This window comes from Micromonospora sp. HUAS YX12, assembly GCF_040215685.1.
In the GTDB taxonomy this organism is placed as follows: Bacteria; Actinomycetota; Actinomycetes; order Mycobacteriales; family Micromonosporaceae; genus Micromonospora; species Micromonospora tulbaghiae.
This window is the reverse complement of the sequence record NZ_CP157974.1, coordinates 5,889,688-5,903,973: the sequence shown is the minus strand read 5'-3', so window position 1 is coordinate 5,903,973 and position 14,286 is coordinate 5,889,688. Positions and strand designations below refer to the sequence as shown.

The window sequence follows — 14,286 nt, the reverse complement described above, 5'->3', positions numbered from 1 at the left end:
CGGCGTGAGCGCCGGCGCGCCCGGAGCCGGGCCGACCGTCCTGGTCACCGGCGGCTCCAGCGGGCTCGGCGCGGCGGTGGTCGCCGCGGTGGCCCGTGCCGGCGGACGCCCGCTGGTGCTGGACCGGCAGCGTCCCGCCGACGGGGTGCCCTGGGTCGAGTGCGACCTGGCCGACACCCGCGCCGCCGAGGCCGCCACCCGCGATCTCGCGGAACGTTCCGGCGGGCTGGACGCCGTGGTCACCGCCGCCGGGATGGACGTACCCGGGAAGCTGGCCGACATCCCGGCGGAGACCTGGGAGCGGATCGTCACAGTGGACCTGCTCGCCACGGCCGCGGTGATCCGGGCCGCGCTGCCCTGGCTGGAGGCGTCGCGGGGCAGCATCGTCACGGTGGCCTCCACGCTCGGGGTGAAGGCGGTCAGCGACGCGACGGCGTACTGCGCGGCGAAGTTCGGGGTGGTCGGCTTCACCCGGGCGCTCGCCGCCGAGCTGGCCGGCGCGGTCGGCGTGACGCTGCTGATCCCGGGCGGGATGCGGACCGCGTTCTTCGACGAGCGGGACGCGCAGTACCGCCCCGGCCCGGACGCGGTGCTCAACGAGCCGGCCGACACCGCCGCCGCCGTCATGTTCGCGCTGTCCCAGCCGGCCGGTTGCGCGGTACGCGAGATGGTGGTCTGCGCCGCGCAGGAGTCGTCGTACCCGTGATCCTGGTGCTGCGGGCGCTCGGGGTCGGCGACCTGGCCACCGCCGTGCCGGCGCTGCGCGGCCTGCGGGCCGGCCTGCCGGGCCGGGAACTGGTGCTCGCCGCGCCGGCCTGGCTGGCGCCGCTGGCGGAGCTGACCGGGGCGGTGGACCGGGTGCTGCCCACCACCGGGCCGGACCGGGTCGCGTGGACCGGCCCGCCGCCCGAGGTGGCGGTCAACCTGCACGGCCGCGGACCGCAGTCGCACCGGGCGCTGGCCGCCGTCCGTCCCGGCCGGCTGCTCGCCCACCGCAACCCGGGCGCCGGGCACCCGGACGGCCCGGCCTGGGACGACGGCGAGCACGAGGTCCGCCGCTGGTGCCGGCTGCTGCACGCGTACGGGCTGCCGGCCGACCCGGGGAACCTGGCGCTGCGGCGTCCGGCGGTGACCGGCGTACCGGCCGGGGTGACGCTGCTGCACCCGGGCGGCAAGATCCCGGCGAAGCGCTGGCCGGCGGAGCGGTTCGCCGGGCTGGCCCGGGAGCTGGCCGTGCGCGGGCACCGGGTGGCGGTCACCGGCTCGCCGGACGAGCGGGCGCTGGCCGAGCGGGTCGCCCGCGACGCCGGGCTGCCGCCGGAGGCGGTGCTGGCCGGCCGGACCGGACTGGCCGAGCTGGCCGCGCTCGTCGCGGGCGCGCGGCTGGTGGTCAGCGGGGACACCGGCGTGGCCCACCTCGCCACCGGCTACGGCACCGCGTCGGTGGTGCTGTTCGGGCCGGTGCCGGCCGCGCACTGGGGCCCACCGCCGGACCGGCCCCGGCACCGGGCGCTGGGTGCGATCGAGCCCACGCCCGTCGACCGGGATTCGACCGGGTCGGGCGGGGTAGGAGCGCATCCGGCATTGAATGCCATCGGGATCGACGAGGTGGTGGCTGCGGTTGCCGACGTGGAACGGGTCTCCGGTGCGGTTGCGGCGTAGCGATCCGGGCCGGCCGGGGTACGCGCGCCGGCGGCGCGGCAAGGGCTGGCTGTTCCTCGACCCGGCCGGCGAGCCGGTGCGCGACGCCGGGGAGCTGGCTAGGCTGCGCGAGCTGGTGATCCCGCCCGCCTGGCGGGACGTGTGGATCTCGCCGTACCCGAACGGCCACATCCAGGCCACCGGCATCGACGCGGCGGGCCGCAAGCAGTACCTCTACCACCCGGGCTGGCGGCGCAAGCGCGACGAGGCCAAGTTCGACCACGTGCTGGAGGTGGCCCACCGGCTGCCCGCGCTGCGTGACCGGGTCACGCACGACCTGTCGCTGCGCGGACTGCGCCGCGAGCGGGTGCTGGCCACCGTCGCCCGGCTGCTCGACATGGGCGCGTTCCGGGTCGGCAGCGACCAGTACGCCACGGGTGACGACCCCACGTTCGGGGTGTCCACGCTGCGCCCCGAGCACGCCCGTTCCCGGGGCGGGTGCGTGGTGTTCGAGTTCCCGGCCAAGGGCGGCATCGAGCAGGTCCGCCGGATCGAGGACGCCGAGCTGTGCCGGGTGCTGCTCAACCTGCGCCGCCGCCGGCGCGCCCGGGAGCGGCTGTTCGGCTACTGGGACGGCCGGGCCTGGCGCGACGTGCGCAGCGACGAGGTGAACGACTACCTCCGCGACGCCAGCGGCGGCGAGATGACGGCGAAGGACTTCCGCACCTGGCACGCGACGGTGCTGGCCGCCGCCGAACTGGCCACAGTGGGTCCGCAGCGCTCCGCGACCGCCCGCAGGCGGGCCGTGGCGGCGGTGATGCGCTCGGTGGCCGAGCTGCTCGGCAACACCCCGACGGTGGCCCGTACGTCGTACGTGGACCCGCGCGTGGTCGACCTCTACCACGACGGGGTGCTGGCGCCGGTGCAGCCGGAGATGCCGCGCGAGGCGGTGGAGAAGTCGGTGCTGGCGCTGCTGGAGGAGGAGACCGGCTGACCGCCGACCGGCCCCGTCGGTCCTGGGGGAAGCGCGACAGGGCCGGAAACCTCGGCCGCCGGTGCGGAGCCGGGGACGCCACCGGGCGGGGCCGCCCGCGGCCGGGACCGCCGCGGGCGCCGCGCCCGGCCCCCCGATATTCGTGGGCCCACCGCGAACGGCACCGGCCCGGGCTTCAGTATGTACGGGACAGGTTGACGGCGGATGCCGTGCTGTTGACGATCCGTGCCGGTTCCAGGTGACGGGCCCGGTACTCCTGTGGTGTCTCGCCCTGCGCCGCCCGGAAGACCCGGCTGAAGTGCGCCTTGTCCCGGAAGCCCCAGCGGGCGGCGATGACCTGGATCGAGCGGTCGCTCAGCGCCGGGTCGGCGAGGTCGCGGCGGCACCGGGCCAGTCGCTCGTCCCGGATGTACGCGGCCACAGTGGTCTCCTCGTCCTCGAAGAGCCGGTGCAGCGAGCGCACCGAGATGTGGCGCGCGCCGGCGATCGTGCCCGGGGCCAGCGTCGCGTCGCCGAGGTGCTGCCGGACGTACGCCTGCACCTGGGCCAGCAGGGCGCGGCGCCGGACCTCGGTCGGGATCGCCTCCTCGGAGACCAGGTGGCGGCCGAGCAGCGTGGTGACCAGGTCCAGGCCGACGGTGCCCAGCCGCTCGGCGTCGACGGCGTGGTACTGCTCGGGATGGCCGATGATTCGGGAGAGGTAGCCGGCCAGGAGTGCGCCCACGCCCTCGCCACCCGGAATCCGGCTGGAGAACAGCGGCCTGAGACGGCGGTGCGGCAGCGGCAGCGCGTCGTACGGAATGAGGGCGACGAGCGACGCGGCGGCCTGCCCGTCGTCCGCGTGGTGGCTGGCCTCCTGCGGCCGGGCGCAGTCGAAGAAGGTGAAGTCGCCGGGCGGACAGACGCCGCGCTGCCCGTCCTGGTCGGTGATGCCGGTGCCGTTGAGCGTCAGCGCCAGCACGTAGTAGTCCGCGTCGGAGCGTCTGATCAGCTTGCGGGTGCGGATCCCGTCCAGCGACGGGTACCGGTACCGGACGAGCCGCATCGGCCCCAGGTCGAGGAACTCCGCCCGGGCCAGGAAGTTGTCGGCGTGCGCGGTGCGGACCCGCATCGGCGCCGGGGTCTGGGCGACCACCTCCAGCCAGAGCGCCAACCGGTCGGCGGCGGGTGCCTCCGCCGTGTCGAAGATCCGCGCTTGCAACAGCGTGTCCATTAACGACCCCCGTGGCTTGTCATCCCTCCATACACACGACGCCCCACGGGGCCGAAAAACGGCGACCCGTGGGGCGTGACCTCCATCATAGACGAAGATGAAACCGTTTGTTAGGAGTCCGTTCAGTCGTTGAGCACCTGGGACAGCCGGTCCCGGAACCGGCGCTCGGAATCGGTCACCGCGTCGCCGCCCAGACCCAGGAGGCCGCCGGTGGAGGCCGCGCCGACCACCTGCTCGGCGATCTCCACCAGCCAGTGCCGGTACGCCCCGGCCTGCCCCTCGTCCACCCGCGCGGCGAGCAGCGCGGACGCCTGCCCGGCCCGGGCCAGCACGTCCTCGATCATCGTCTTCGGGTCCTGCGGCGTGAGCACCGGCAGCTCCGCGCCGGTCTCCGGGTCGCCCACCCGGTCGACGACCTCACCGGCCACGGCGGCGACCAGCGGGCTGGCCGACTCGCGGCCGGCGGCGATGGTCTCCAGCCCGGCGGCGTTCTCGGCCATGGTGCGGCGGGTGCCGTCGGACTCGGCGGCGGCCGCCGCGGTGAGCACCGACTGCGGCAGCCCCACAAGCAGTCCCCACTCCTCGTCGGAGACGCCGAACCGGGTGTACGCCGGCTGCTCGATCACGATCAGGCCCCTTTCGCCGTGGTCGTCGTTGTCGACGGGCGCCCCGCGGCGCCCGGGTCAGGCTAGTCCAGCTCCAGCAGGCCCTGTTCGGACACCACGCGCACGGACAGCGTCTTGTAGCCCACCTCGTCGAAGAGCACGGTCATCCGGTCCTCCTCGTAGCTGAGCACCAGGCCGGCGCCCCACTCCGGGTGGCGTACCTGGCTGTGCACCGGGAACGGCCCGACCGCGCCGTCCCCCGCGACACTGGTGCCCGCGTGGCAGTTGTCGCAGTGCCCGCAGACCTCGTTCATCTGCTCACCGAAGTACGCCAGCAGGGCCTGGCCCCGGCAGCCGGTGGTCTCGGCGAACGCGCGCATCATGTCGGTACGCGACCGGGTCACCGTCTGCTGCCGTTCCGCCTCGGCCAGCGCGGCGCGGCCGGACTCGGCGGCCGCCGGCGCGTACCGGGGCGCGCCGATACGCTGCTTGGCGCGTGGCTCGGCGGCCCCGACCTGCTCCAGCAGGGACAGGTACTGCCCCAGCTTGCGCGGACCGAGACCGGTCAGCTCGCGCAGCTCCTTGCGGTTGCGGGCCTTGCCGCGCAGCACCGCGGCGAGCTCGGTCAGTTCCTTCTCGTCCGGCAGGCCACCGCTGAAGTAGCGCTGGAGGCCGACGTCCTCGGAGCGCCACAGCAGCAGCACCCGGGCCGGCGAGCCGTCGCGTCCGGCCCGGCCGATCTCCTGGAAGTAGCTGTCCGGCGAGTCGGGCAGCGCCATGTGCACCACCCAGGCGATGTTCGGCTTGTCGATGCCCATGCCGAACGCCGACGTGGCCACCATGATCGGCACCCGGTCGGCCAGGAACGCCTCGTGCAGCTCGTGCCGGGCCGCCGTGGGCATGCCGCCGTGGTAGAACTCGGCCGGGAATCCGGCGCCGGTGAGCCGCTCGGCCAGCTCCTCGGCCGCCCGCCGGGTCGGCACGTAGATGATGCCGGGCCGCTCGTCGTCGCGCAGCAGCGTGATGAGCCGCCGCCACCGGTAGTCGTCGGTCGGGCAGTGGGCCACCTCCAGGAAGAGGTTGGGCCGGTCCAGCCCGGAGACCACCACCTCCGGCTCGCGCAGCCGCAGCCGGGCGATGATGTCGTCGCGTACCGGCGGGGAGGCGGTCGCGGTGAGCGCCACCACCGGCGGACGGCCCAGACCGTCGATCAGGTGACCGAGCGCCAGGTAGTCCGGCCGGAAGTCGTGGCCCCACGCCGAGATGCAGTGCGCCTCGTCGATCGCCACCAGCGCCGGCTTCAGCTCGCGGACCTCGGCGAGCCGGTCCGGGTTGCTCAGCGCCTCCGGCGTGATGAACAGGAACTCCGCGCGCCCGGCGCGGATGTCCTCGATCGCCTCGGCCTGCTGGGCGGCGCTCTCGTCCGAGCTGATCCGCACCGCGCGCAGCTCCGGACGCTGCCGTTCGTTCAGCGCGGCGATCTGGTCCTGCTGCAACGCCAGCAGCGGGGAGATCACCACCGTCGGGCCGGGGATCAGGCTGGCCGGGATCTGGTAGATCGCCGACTTGCCGGCGCCGGTGGGCAGCACCACCAGTGCGTCGCGGCGCTTCATCACGGCGCGCATGGCGGCGAGCTGGTTGGGCCGCAGCGCGGTCCAGCCGAACAGGTTCCGCGCCGCCCGGCGCAGGCTGGAGGAGTGCGTGGTCAGTTTCATCAAGCGCCTCAGCTACCCCCGGTGATCCCGCGCGAAACCGCCACCGCCGATCACCGCAATCGCGGCGGGATCTCGCGCTGGTACCGGCGCGAGATCAGCGGCGGAACATGGCCCGGATCGCGATCAGCAGGAACAGGCCGCCGACCACCAGGCCGAGCAGGCGTACGCCGGGGATGTCGGCGGCGCGGGTGGCGTCGGCGAGCGGCAGAGCGGACATGTGGGAACTCTCCCACGGGTGGTGCCGGGGCGCCAGCGGCTAACAGTAAGGATTGTTGACTATTTCCCTGCGCGGTGTGACCATGTCAGCACCCGTCGACCCCGGCGGGTCCGTGGGGGAGACGGGGGTACGACAGCACATGAGCGAGCGGACCGTGGGATCGACCGGAGACCTGGCGGCGCTCGCCGCCGCCGTCCTGCAACCGGGGTTCGTCGGCACCACACCGCCGCCGTGGGTGTGCCGCTGGCTCGGCGAGGGCCTCGGCTCGGTCGTCCTGTTCGCCCGCAACGTCGTCGACCACGAGCAGGTCGCCACGCTCACCGCGAACCTGCGCGCCGAGCGGCCGGACGTCATCGTGGCGATCGACGAGGAAGCCGGCGACGTCACCCGGATCGAGTCCGCCCGGGGCAGCTCCCGCCCCGGCAACTACGCGCTCGGCGCGGTCGACGACCCGGCGCTGACCGAGGAGGTCGCCCGCGACCTCGGCGCCGAACTGGCAGCCGTCGGCGTGACGCTGGACTACGCCCCGGACGCCGACGTCAACTCCAACCCGGCCAACCCGGTCATCGGGGTGCGCTCCTTCGGCGCCGACCCGGACCTGGTCGCCCGGCACACCGCCGCCTGGGTACGCGGCCTGCAGTCCGGCGGTGTCGCCGCCTGCGCCAAGCACTTCCCCGGGCACGGCGACACCCGGGTCGACTCGCACCACGACCTGCCCCGCATCGGCGGCGACCGGGCCCGCCTCGACGCGGTCGAGCTGGCCCCGTTCCGCGCCGCCGTGGCGGCCGGGGCACAGGCGGTGATGACCGGTCACCTGCTGGTGCCGGCGCTGGACCCGGAGCTGCCCGCCACGCTCAGCCCGCGCGTGCTCGGCGGCGTGCTGCGCGAGGAGATGGGCTTCGGCGGCGTGGTGGTCACCGACGCGGTGGAGATGCGCGCGGTCGCCGACCGGTACGGCTTCACCGGCGCCGCGGTGCGCGCGCTGGTGGCCGGCGCCGACGCGATCTGTGTGGGCGGGGAACGGGCGACCGAGGCGGACGCCTGCGAGCTGCGCGACGCGATCGTCGCCGCGGTGATCAGCGGCCAGCTGCCCGAGGAGCGGCTCGCCGAGGCGGCGAAGCGGGTCGGTCAGCTCGCCGCGTGGAGCGTCGCCGCCCGCGCCCGCCGGGTCGCCGGCCCGCCGTCCGCCGACGGTTCACCGATCGGGCTGGCCGCCGCCCGCCGCGCGGTACGGGTCACCGGCGACGCCGGGCTGCTGCCGCTGACCGGTCCGGCGCACGTGGTGGAGTTCGCGCCCCCGCGCAACATCGCCATCGGCGAGGAGACGCCGTGGGGCATCGCCGCACCGCTGGCCCACCTGGCGCCCGGCACCACCACCGCCCGCTACGCCGCCGACGCCGTACCGGCCGACCCGGGCGCGGCACCCGCCGGCCGGCCACTGGTGCTCGTGGTGCGCGACCTGCACCGCCACGACTGGATGCGGGACGCGGTACGCCGGGCGCTCACCGCCCGCCCGGACGCGGTGGTGGTCGAGCTGGGCGTGCCCGAGCTGGTCACCGGCGCGGTGCACCTGGCCACCCACGGCGCCACCGCCGCGGCGGCGCGAGCCGCCGCCGAGGTGCTGACCGGGGCGCGCTGACTCCCGGCCCGGCCGGGTGGGGAGGTCCCCCGGCCGGGCCGGGCCTCACGGCTTGCCGACCACCAGGTCGGCGTACTCCGGGTGGCGCTCGATGAACGAGGCCACGAACGGGCACTGCGGCACCACCCGGCCGCCCCGGGCGCGGACCTGGTCCAGCGCGCCCCGGACCAGCGCCGCGCCGACGCCCTGACCCCGGAACCGGTCGTCGACCTCGGTGTGCGTGAAGACGAGCGTCTCGCCCCGGGGCGTGTACGCGCTGAACCCGGCCAGCGCGTCGTCCACCAGGATCTCGAAACGGCGCTCGGCGGTGTTCTCCTCGACCAGAAAGCTCACCGGATCATTCTCCCTCCGGACCCGGCCAGCCGGTCCAGTTCGGCCAGCAGCCGGTCCACCTCGTCGACGGTGTTGTAGTGGTAGACGCTCGCCCGCACGGCGCCGCCGCCGCCCCGCAGGCCCATGGCCTCGAAGTACTCGTAGGCGTAGTAGTCGCCGTGCGACAGGCACAGGCCCGCCTCGCCCAGCGCCGCCGCCGTCTGCGCCGGAGCCAGTCCGGCCACCCGGAACGACACCGTCGGGCAGCGCCGGGCCGGTGCGCCGTACAGGGTCACGAACGGACGGCCGGCCAGTCCGGCGAGCAGCCGGTCGAAGACCGCCTCCTCGTGCGCCTGCGCGGCGGCCAGCCCGGCGCGTACCCGTGCCCGCCGGTCGCCGGTCGCGGCCGGATCCAGGCCGGCCAGGTGGTCCACCGCGGCGGTCACGCCGGCCAGCAGCGGGAAGCTCGGCGTGCCGTACTCGAACCGGTCCGGTACCCCGTCGGCGGAGGGGAGCAGCTTCGCCGGGCGCAGCGCCTCCCAGCGCGCCGGGTCGGCGACCATCGCCGCCAGGTGCGGACCGGACCACTTGTACGCGCTCGTCACCAGGAAGTCCGCGCCGAGCGAGGCCAGATCGGTCGGGCCGTGCGGCACCGAGTGCACACCGTCCACGCACACCAGCGCACCGGTGGCGTGCGCGGTCTTGGCGATCGCCGCCACGTCCGGCACGGTGCCGATCGCGTTGCTGCCGGCGGTCACCGCCACCAGCCGGGTGCGCTCGGTGACCAGGTCGGCGTACTGGCCGGCGGGCAGCTCGCCGGTCGCCGGGTCGAACTCGGCCCAGCGCACCGTGGCGCCGGACGCCTGCGCGGCCTGCACCCACGGGCGGACGTTCGCGTCGTGGTCCAGCCGGGAGACCACCACCTCGTCGCCCGGACGCCAGCCGGCGCCGAGCGTCCGGGCCAGCGTGTACGTCAGCGCTGTGGCGCTCGGCCCGAGCACCACGCCCGGCGGCTGCGCGCCCAGCAGGTCGGCGACCGCGGCCCGCGCCCCGGCGACCAGATCCAGCGCCCGGCGGCCGGGCAGGAAGGCGGCACTGCGGTTGCCCGTCGCGGCGCGCATCGCCCCGGCCACCGCCTCGACGACAGCGGCGGCGGTCTGGGTGCCCCCGGCGCCGTCGAAGTGGGCGAATCCCTCGCCCAGGGCAGGGTAGGCGGCCCGGACCCGGGCGACGTCGAAAGCCATTCCGGCACCCTAGCGCGCACGCCGGACACCCCGCCCGGCGTGACCGGCCGCACCGCGTACGCCGGCGCTGTGGAACGGGCCGCCTATCCTTGGACGGGTGACGATCCGACGCGCCACCTCCGCCCCCGCCCGCCGCACCGCCGGTCTGCTCGCCGGCCTCGCCCTCGGCGCCGCACTGCTCTCCGGATGCAGCTCCGAGGGCGCCGAGACCGACTGCGGCCTCGACGCCTGCACGATCACCTTCGACCGCGGCGTGGACGCCAGCGCCCGGGTTTTCGGCGTCGAGGCGAAGCTGGTCGGCGCCGAGGGCGACCAGGTCACGGTCGAGGTCGCCGGCGAACAGCTCTCGCTCACCGTGGGCCAGCAGGCCACCGAGGTGGCCGGCTTCCAGGTCAGCCTGGACAGCGTCACCGAGCAGCAGGTGGTGGTGCGGGTCGACCGCGACCTCAACGCCTGATCCGTTTCGGCCGTCCCGGCGGGCGGCGACGTTTGGAAAATCGTCCGCCGGGAGATTGAGGGCTCATGTCTCTCACCCGGAACGCCGGAGCCACCGCCGCGCAGGCTCGTAACAGCCGGTGGCTCGAACTGTTGACCCGTGCCGGATTCATCGGATACGGGGTGGTACACCTCCTCTTCGCCTGGCTGGCGCTGCAGATCGCCTTCGGTAACTCGGGGGAGGAGGGGAACCAGAACGGCGCGCTGCGCACCCTCGGCGAACAGCCGCTCGGGAAGTTCGTCCTGATCGCGGTGGCGGTCGGCCTGTTCGCCATGGCGATCTGGCAGGCCTTCGAGGCAGCCTTCGGCCACGTGTCCAAGACCGGCAAGGAACGGATCTTCGAGCGGATCGCCTCGGTGGTCCGGGTCGTCGTCTTCGTCTGGCTGGGCTGGACCGCGATCAAGGTGGTCCAGGACGCCAGCGCCAACGCCTCGAACCGGCAGGAGCAGCTCACCGAGAAGCTGATGGCCTCCGACGGCGGCCGCTGGCTCGTCGGACTGGCCGGTCTGGTACTCGCCGCGGTCGGCGTCGGCATGGTGATCTACGGCCTGAAGAAGAAGTTCGAGCGCAACCTCAAGACCGGCGAGATGAGCCCGAAGACCCGGCAGCTCACCCGCCGTCTCGGCATGGCCGGGTACGCCGCCCGGGGCTCCGTGTTCGCCATCACCGGCCTGCTGATCGTGGTCGCCGCGGTGAACTACGACCCGGAGAAGGCGCGTGGCCTCGACGCCGCCCTGCGGACGCTGCGCGACCAGCCGTACGGGCCGTGGCTGCTGGCGGTCATGGCGCTCGGCATCGCCGCGTTCGGCGTCTACTGCTTCTTCCAGTCCCGGTTCCGCAAGGTCTGATCCTGGTCGATACCCGGGCCGCCGGGCACGATTGGGCCTTTGCCCGATTGCCGCCCGGGCGGAGGGAGAGAGAGTTCGTGCAGAGTTACGTCATGACCATCGCCGCCGCGCTCGCCGCGGCGGCGATGGCGTTGGTGCTGGCCCAGGTGGTGCACCGGGTCACCCGCCGCCTCGGCCGCCGGTCGCTGCTGATGACCGAGCTGACCGAGCACGCGCACCGCGCGTTCCAGGTCGCGCTCACCGTGGCCGCGGTACAGTTCGCGGTCCGGTTCAGCACCGGGTACGCGGTCGGCAGCCCGTGGCGGCAGTTCGTCCTCCACACGCTGGTGCTGGCGACGATCGCCGCCACCGCGTGGCTGGTGGCCGCGCTGCTGGTGGTGGCGGAGGACACCGCGCTGGCCCGGTTCCGGGTCGACGTGCCGAACAACAGGCACGCCCGCCGGGTGCGTACCCAGGTGGTGCTGCTGCGCCGGCTCACCATCGCGGTGATCGTGATCCTCACGGTCGGCGTGATGCTGATGACGTTCCCGGCCGTACGCGGCATCGGCGCCGGTGTGCTCACCTCCGCCGGTGTGATCGCCGCGGTCGCCGCGCTGGCCGCGCAGAGCCTGCTCGGCAACGTCTTCGCCGGTCTCCAGCTCGCCTTCAGCGACGCGGTGCGCCTGGACGACGTGGTGGTGGTCGAGGGGGAGTGGGGCCGGATCGAGGAGCTGACGCTCAGCTACGTGGTGGTGCAGATCTGGGACGACCGCCGGCTGATCCTGCCCACCTCGTACTTCACCAGCCGGCCGTTCCAGAACTGGACCCGTACCGAGGCGGCGGTGCTCGGCACCGCCGAGTTCGAGCTGGACTGGGCCGTCCCGGTGCAGGCGATGCGGGAGGAGCTGCGCCGCCTGTGCGAGGGCACCGAGCTGTGGGACGGCCGGGTCTGCGTACTTCAGGTGACCGACGCCACCGGCGGCATGGTCAGGGTCCGCGCGCTGGTCAGCGCCGCCGACGCGGGCAGCCTGTGGGACCTGCGGTGCCTGGTCCGCGAGCACCTGGTGACCTGGGTACGCGACCAGCGCCCGACCGCGCTGCCCCGGCTGCGCGCCGAGGTCGGTGACACCACCGGCCCGCTGCCCTGGCAGGCGGTGCAGCCGCGCCGCCCGGTACGCCGTCCGACCGGCACCGAGGCGCCCGACGACGCGCGTGTCTTCGGCGGCAGCGACGACGGCGAGGCACGCAGCGAGGCGTTCGTGGGCCGGGAGGAGCACGCCGAGGCGCGTCGCTGACCGGCGTACCCCGATCGGAGCCCCTGGCCGCCCACGGCGCCGGGGGTTCCCGCGTCCGGAGGGCTTTCGCGCCGGACGGGTTTGGCCGGGCGGTTGCGGGGGACGTGGTGCGCACGCCCCGGATCCGGTGCCCGGCACCGGGTCGCGGCGGCGCGCGGCCGGGCGGACCGGCCGCGCCGCGCAGGATTGACGGGCGGCGACTCCGGGCATACAGCGCGGTGATGACGAAAGGAGGACAGCATGGCTGACGTCGCGAGTCGCAGCACGTCGCGGACCGGGAGCGAGCCGTCCACCGCCGAACTGGTTCAGCGCGCCACCGAGCAGGTCACCCGCCTGGTGCGGGACGAGCTGGCCCTGGCCCGTGCGGAGCTGACCCAGAAGGGCAAGCACGCCGGGATCGGGATCGGCCTGTTCGGCGGCGGCGGGGTGATGGCGCTCTACGGCGCCGGCGCCCTGGTCGCCACCGTGATCCTGCTGCTGGCGCTTGTCATGCCGGCGTGGCTGGCCGCCCTGATCGTGGCGGTGGCGCTGTTCCTGCTCGCCGGGATCCTGGCGCTCGTGGGCAAGAAGCAGGTCAGCCGTGCCGTCCCGCCGGTGCCCCAGGCGGCGGTCCGCAGCGTTCGGGCGGACGTCGACACGGTCACCGCCGCGGTGAAGGACGGGAGGCGGGCATGACCGGTAACGGGACCGGGGACGTGGCGGCGCTCCGGGAGGAGATCCGCCGGACCCGGGTGGAACTCGGTGAGACGATGGAGCTGCTCGCGGCCAGGGCCGATCCGAAGGCGCTGGTGCGGCACTCCGCCGAGGCGGCGAAGGCGCGGGTGCGTGAGCAGGCGTCGCTGACCGCGGCCCGGGTACGCGGGCGGGCGGCCCAGCGGGCCCGGCTGGTCCGGGCGCAGGCGTACGAGAAGGGTGAGGCGGTCGGGCGCAACCCGTTGCCGTGGGCGGCCGTCGCGGCCGGCGCGCTGGTGACCGCGGTGGTGCTGGTGATCGTCCGAGGGAGGCGCAGGTGAGCGGGAAGATCGGCAAGGCGGCGTACAAGCCGGTGGGGGTGCTGCTCGGCCTGGCCGCCGGTACCGTCGCCGGGGCGATCTTCCGCCAGGTCTGGAAGGTGACGGCGGGCGACGGCGAGGCGCCGAGCGCCACCGACGAGGACCGCCGCTGGGGCGAGGTGCTGGCCGCCGCGGCCCTGCAGGGGGCCATCTTCGCGGTGGTGCGGGCCGCCGTCGACCGGGGCGGAGCGGTCGGCGTACGCCGGCTGACCGGTCGCTGGCCGGACTGACGAAAAGGTCGCAAAGGTCCCTTTCCCGAGCGCGGGGAAGGGGCCTTTCGCATGGCTCCGGCAGGGCCGCGCAGCGCCGTCCGCGCGACCTTCAGGTCACATGTCGGAGAATTTCGTCCGGTAGGCTGTGCGAAGTTTTTGCGTACGTGGTTTGCTGTCTCACGCTGTTGAGAGACGCGTGGGTTGAGAGAAGTCTCCTGCATTGGGGGCCGCCTCAGGCGCCGCTGCTCGAAAACGGCCAATCGGCCGCACGGCGTGCTCGGCCGCCAGTTTTAGAAGGAGATACACATGGCGCAGGGAACCGTGAAGTGGTTCAACGCTGACAAGGGCTTCGGCTTCATCACCGTCGACGGCGGGGGTGCTGACGTGTTCGTCCACTTCTCGGCCATCCAGTCCAGCGGCTACCGCACGTTGGAGGAGAACCAGCGGGTGGAGTTCGAGATCGCCCAGGGTCAGAAGGGTCCGCAGGCCGAGCAGGTCCGCCCCATCTGAGCTGACCGCACCGGCCGCGCCGGCCGGTGCCGGAAGCCCCGCATCCCGCACGGGAGGCGGGGCTTCACCGTGCCCGGCGCCTCAGCGGCGCCGCGCCCGCATGCCCCACCAGAGCCCGGCCAGTCCGAACAGGACGAGCACCGGGCCGACCAGCGCCCAGATCCGCTGGTCGCTCATGGCGCTGCCCTCGACGTACCCGAGGCCCAGCACCGTCCACAGCGCACCGAGCACCACGGCGAGCAGTCCCAGGGTGAGCCGGAACCAACCCCTCATCGTTCCCCCTCCGACGACGACAGTCCCGCTCCAGCATGCCC

At 74.4% G+C, this 14,286-nt stretch carries 18 protein-coding genes; 11 read left to right on the top strand and 7 right to left on the bottom strand.

Annotated features, from left to right (window positions below; genetic code table 11):
• Positions 1-4: 4 nt before the first annotated feature.
• The 3 genes from ABIH81_RS28030 to ABIH81_RS28020 are packed head-to-tail and all read left to right on the top strand — an operon-like array spanning position 5 to position 2,635.
• The gene (locus tag ABIH81_RS28030; RefSeq protein WP_013285402.1) at positions 5-706 is read left to right on the top strand and encodes an SDR family oxidoreductase; all 702 of its coding nucleotides are present in this window, start codon (positions 5-7) and stop codon (positions 704-706) included.
• Positions 703-1,662, top strand: a complete 960-nt coding sequence (locus ABIH81_RS28025; protein WP_349877878.1) for a glycosyltransferase family 9 protein — start codon at positions 703-705, stop codon at positions 1,660-1,662. The genes ABIH81_RS28030 and ABIH81_RS28025 overlap by 4 nt, the downstream gene beginning before the upstream one ends.
• Positions 1,646-2,635, top strand: a complete 990-nt coding sequence (locus tag ABIH81_RS28020) for a DNA topoisomerase IB (RefSeq protein WP_349877877.1) — start codon at positions 1,646-1,648, stop codon at positions 2,633-2,635. Before ABIH81_RS28025 ends, ABIH81_RS28020 begins: the two co-directional genes overlap by 17 nt.
• A 175-nt stretch (positions 2,636-2,810) precedes the next feature.
• Here ABIH81_RS28020 and ABIH81_RS28015 read toward each other — a convergent pair whose 3' ends face one another.
• The 4 genes from ABIH81_RS28015 to ABIH81_RS28000 form a co-directional block, all read right to left on the bottom strand.
• Positions 2,811-3,848 (bottom strand): helix-turn-helix domain-containing protein, encoded by a 1,038-nt coding sequence (locus ABIH81_RS28015; protein WP_349877876.1) that lies wholly within the window; start codon positions 3,846-3,848, stop codon positions 2,811-2,813.
• Positions 3,849-3,970: 122 nt separating this feature from the next.
• Positions 3,971-4,474 (bottom strand): hypothetical protein, encoded by a 504-nt coding sequence (locus tag ABIH81_RS28010; RefSeq protein ID WP_349877875.1) that lies wholly within the window; start codon positions 4,472-4,474, stop codon positions 3,971-3,973.
• Between the two features lie 62 nt (positions 4,475-4,536).
• Entirely contained in the window at positions 4,537-6,168 is a 1,632-nt protein-coding gene (locus ABIH81_RS28005) for a RecQ family ATP-dependent DNA helicase (protein WP_349877874.1), read from the bottom strand.
• Positions 6,169-6,262: 94 nt separating this feature from the next.
• Positions 6,263-6,385, bottom strand: a complete 123-nt coding sequence (locus ABIH81_RS28000) for a hypothetical protein (protein ID WP_349877873.1) — start codon at positions 6,383-6,385, stop codon at positions 6,263-6,265.
• Between the two features lie 139 nt (positions 6,386-6,524).
• On the opposite strand from ABIH81_RS28000, the gene ABIH81_RS27995 reads away from it, so the two are divergent.
• Positions 6,525-8,024, top strand: a complete 1,500-nt coding sequence (locus ABIH81_RS27995) for a glycoside hydrolase family 3 protein (RefSeq protein ID WP_349877872.1) — start codon at positions 6,525-6,527, stop codon at positions 8,022-8,024.
• Positions 8,025-8,069: 45 nt separating this feature from the next.
• Here the strand turns inward: ABIH81_RS27995 and ABIH81_RS27990 are convergent, their stop codons facing one another.
• Both ABIH81_RS27990 and ABIH81_RS27985 read right to left on the bottom strand, forming a co-directional pair.
• Complete coding sequence (locus ABIH81_RS27990; protein WP_349877871.1) at positions 8,070-8,357, bottom strand: GNAT family N-acetyltransferase; 288 nt, start codon at positions 8,355-8,357, stop codon at positions 8,070-8,072.
• On the bottom strand, positions 8,354-9,580 hold the full coding sequence (locus tag ABIH81_RS27985) for a cysteine desulfurase-like protein (RefSeq protein ID WP_349877870.1): 1,227 nt from the start codon (positions 9,578-9,580) through the stop codon (positions 8,354-8,356). Before ABIH81_RS27985 ends, ABIH81_RS27990 begins: the two co-directional genes overlap by 4 nt.
• 97 nt (positions 9,581-9,677) lie before the next feature.
• On the opposite strand from ABIH81_RS27985, the gene ABIH81_RS27980 reads away from it, so the two are divergent.
• The 7 genes from ABIH81_RS27980 (at position 9,678) to ABIH81_RS27950 (ending at position 13,972) form a co-directional block, all read left to right on the top strand.
• The gene (locus ABIH81_RS27980; RefSeq protein WP_349877869.1) at positions 9,678-10,037 is read left to right on the top strand and encodes a hypothetical protein; all 360 of its coding nucleotides are present in this window, start codon (positions 9,678-9,680) and stop codon (positions 10,035-10,037) included.
• A 65-nt stretch (positions 10,038-10,102) separates the two neighbouring features.
• Positions 10,103-10,924 carry a DUF1206 domain-containing protein gene (locus ABIH81_RS27975; RefSeq protein ID WP_349877868.1) on the top strand — a complete coding sequence of 274 codons (822 nt, stop codon included), beginning with the start codon at positions 10,103-10,105 and terminating at the stop codon, positions 10,922-10,924.
• A gap of 77 nt (positions 10,925-11,001) precedes the next feature.
• Complete coding sequence (locus tag ABIH81_RS27970) at positions 11,002-12,198, top strand: mechanosensitive ion channel domain-containing protein (protein WP_349877867.1); 1,197 nt, start codon at positions 11,002-11,004, stop codon at positions 12,196-12,198.
• A 240-nt stretch (positions 12,199-12,438) separates the two neighbouring features.
• Complete coding sequence (locus tag ABIH81_RS27965; RefSeq protein WP_013285414.1) at positions 12,439-12,873, top strand: phage holin family protein; 435 nt, start codon at positions 12,439-12,441, stop codon at positions 12,871-12,873.
• Positions 12,870-13,211 carry a DUF3618 domain-containing protein gene (locus ABIH81_RS27960; RefSeq protein WP_349877866.1) on the top strand — a complete coding sequence of 114 codons (342 nt, stop codon included), beginning with the start codon at positions 12,870-12,872 and terminating at the stop codon, positions 13,209-13,211. Before ABIH81_RS27965 ends, ABIH81_RS27960 begins: the two co-directional genes overlap by 4 nt.
• Positions 13,208-13,480: a DUF4235 domain-containing protein gene (locus ABIH81_RS27955; protein ID WP_349877865.1), complete on the top strand. Its 273-nt coding sequence runs from the start codon at positions 13,208-13,210 to the stop codon at positions 13,478-13,480. The genes ABIH81_RS27960 and ABIH81_RS27955 overlap by 4 nt, the downstream gene beginning before the upstream one ends.
• A gap of 288 nt (positions 13,481-13,768) precedes the next feature.
• Positions 13,769-13,972, top strand: coding sequence for a cold-shock protein (locus tag ABIH81_RS27950; RefSeq protein WP_091424054.1), 204 nt, complete (start codon positions 13,769-13,771; stop codon positions 13,970-13,972).
• An 81-nt stretch (positions 13,973-14,053) separates the two neighbouring features.
• On the opposite strand, the gene ABIH81_RS27945 is transcribed toward ABIH81_RS27950, so the two are convergent.
• Entirely contained in the window at positions 14,054-14,245 is a 192-nt protein-coding gene (locus tag ABIH81_RS27945) for a hypothetical protein (protein ID WP_349877864.1), read from the bottom strand.
• Positions 14,246-14,286: the final 41 nt, after the last annotated feature.

Bases quoted from the DNA above. Each gene is read 5' to 3' on its own strand.
- ABIH81_RS28015 (WP_349877876.1), bottom strand. From the start codon at position 3,848: ATGGACACGCTGTTGCAAGCGCGGATCTTCGACACGGCGGAGGCACCC.
- ABIH81_RS28005 (WP_349877874.1), bottom strand. From the start codon at position 6,168: ATGAAACTGACCACGCACTCCTCCAGCCTGCGCCGGGCGGCGCGGAAC.
- ABIH81_RS28000 (WP_349877873.1), bottom strand. From the start codon at position 6,385: ATGTCCGCTCTGCCGCTCGCCGACGCCACCCGCGCCGCCGACATCCCC.
- ABIH81_RS27995 (WP_349877872.1), top strand. From the start codon at position 6,525: ATGAGCGAGCGGACCGTGGGATCGACCGGAGACCTGGCGGCGCTCGCC.
- ABIH81_RS27985 (WP_349877870.1), bottom strand. From the start codon at position 9,580: ATGGCTTTCGACGTCGCCCGGGTCCGGGCCGCCTACCCTGCCCTGGGC.
- ABIH81_RS27975 (WP_349877868.1), top strand. From the start codon at position 10,103: ATGTCTCTCACCCGGAACGCCGGAGCCACCGCCGCGCAGGCTCGTAAC.
- ABIH81_RS27965 (WP_013285414.1), top strand. From the start codon at position 12,439: ATGGCTGACGTCGCGAGTCGCAGCACGTCGCGGACCGGGAGCGAGCCG.
- ABIH81_RS27960 (WP_349877866.1), top strand. From the start codon at position 12,870: ATGACCGGTAACGGGACCGGGGACGTGGCGGCGCTCCGGGAGGAGATC.
- ABIH81_RS27950 (WP_091424054.1), top strand. From the start codon at position 13,769: ATGGCGCAGGGAACCGTGAAGTGGTTCAACGCTGACAAGGGCTTCGGC.
- ABIH81_RS27945 (WP_349877864.1), bottom strand. From the start codon at position 14,245: ATGAGGGGTTGGTTCCGGCTCACCCTGGGACTGCTCGCCGTGGTGCTC.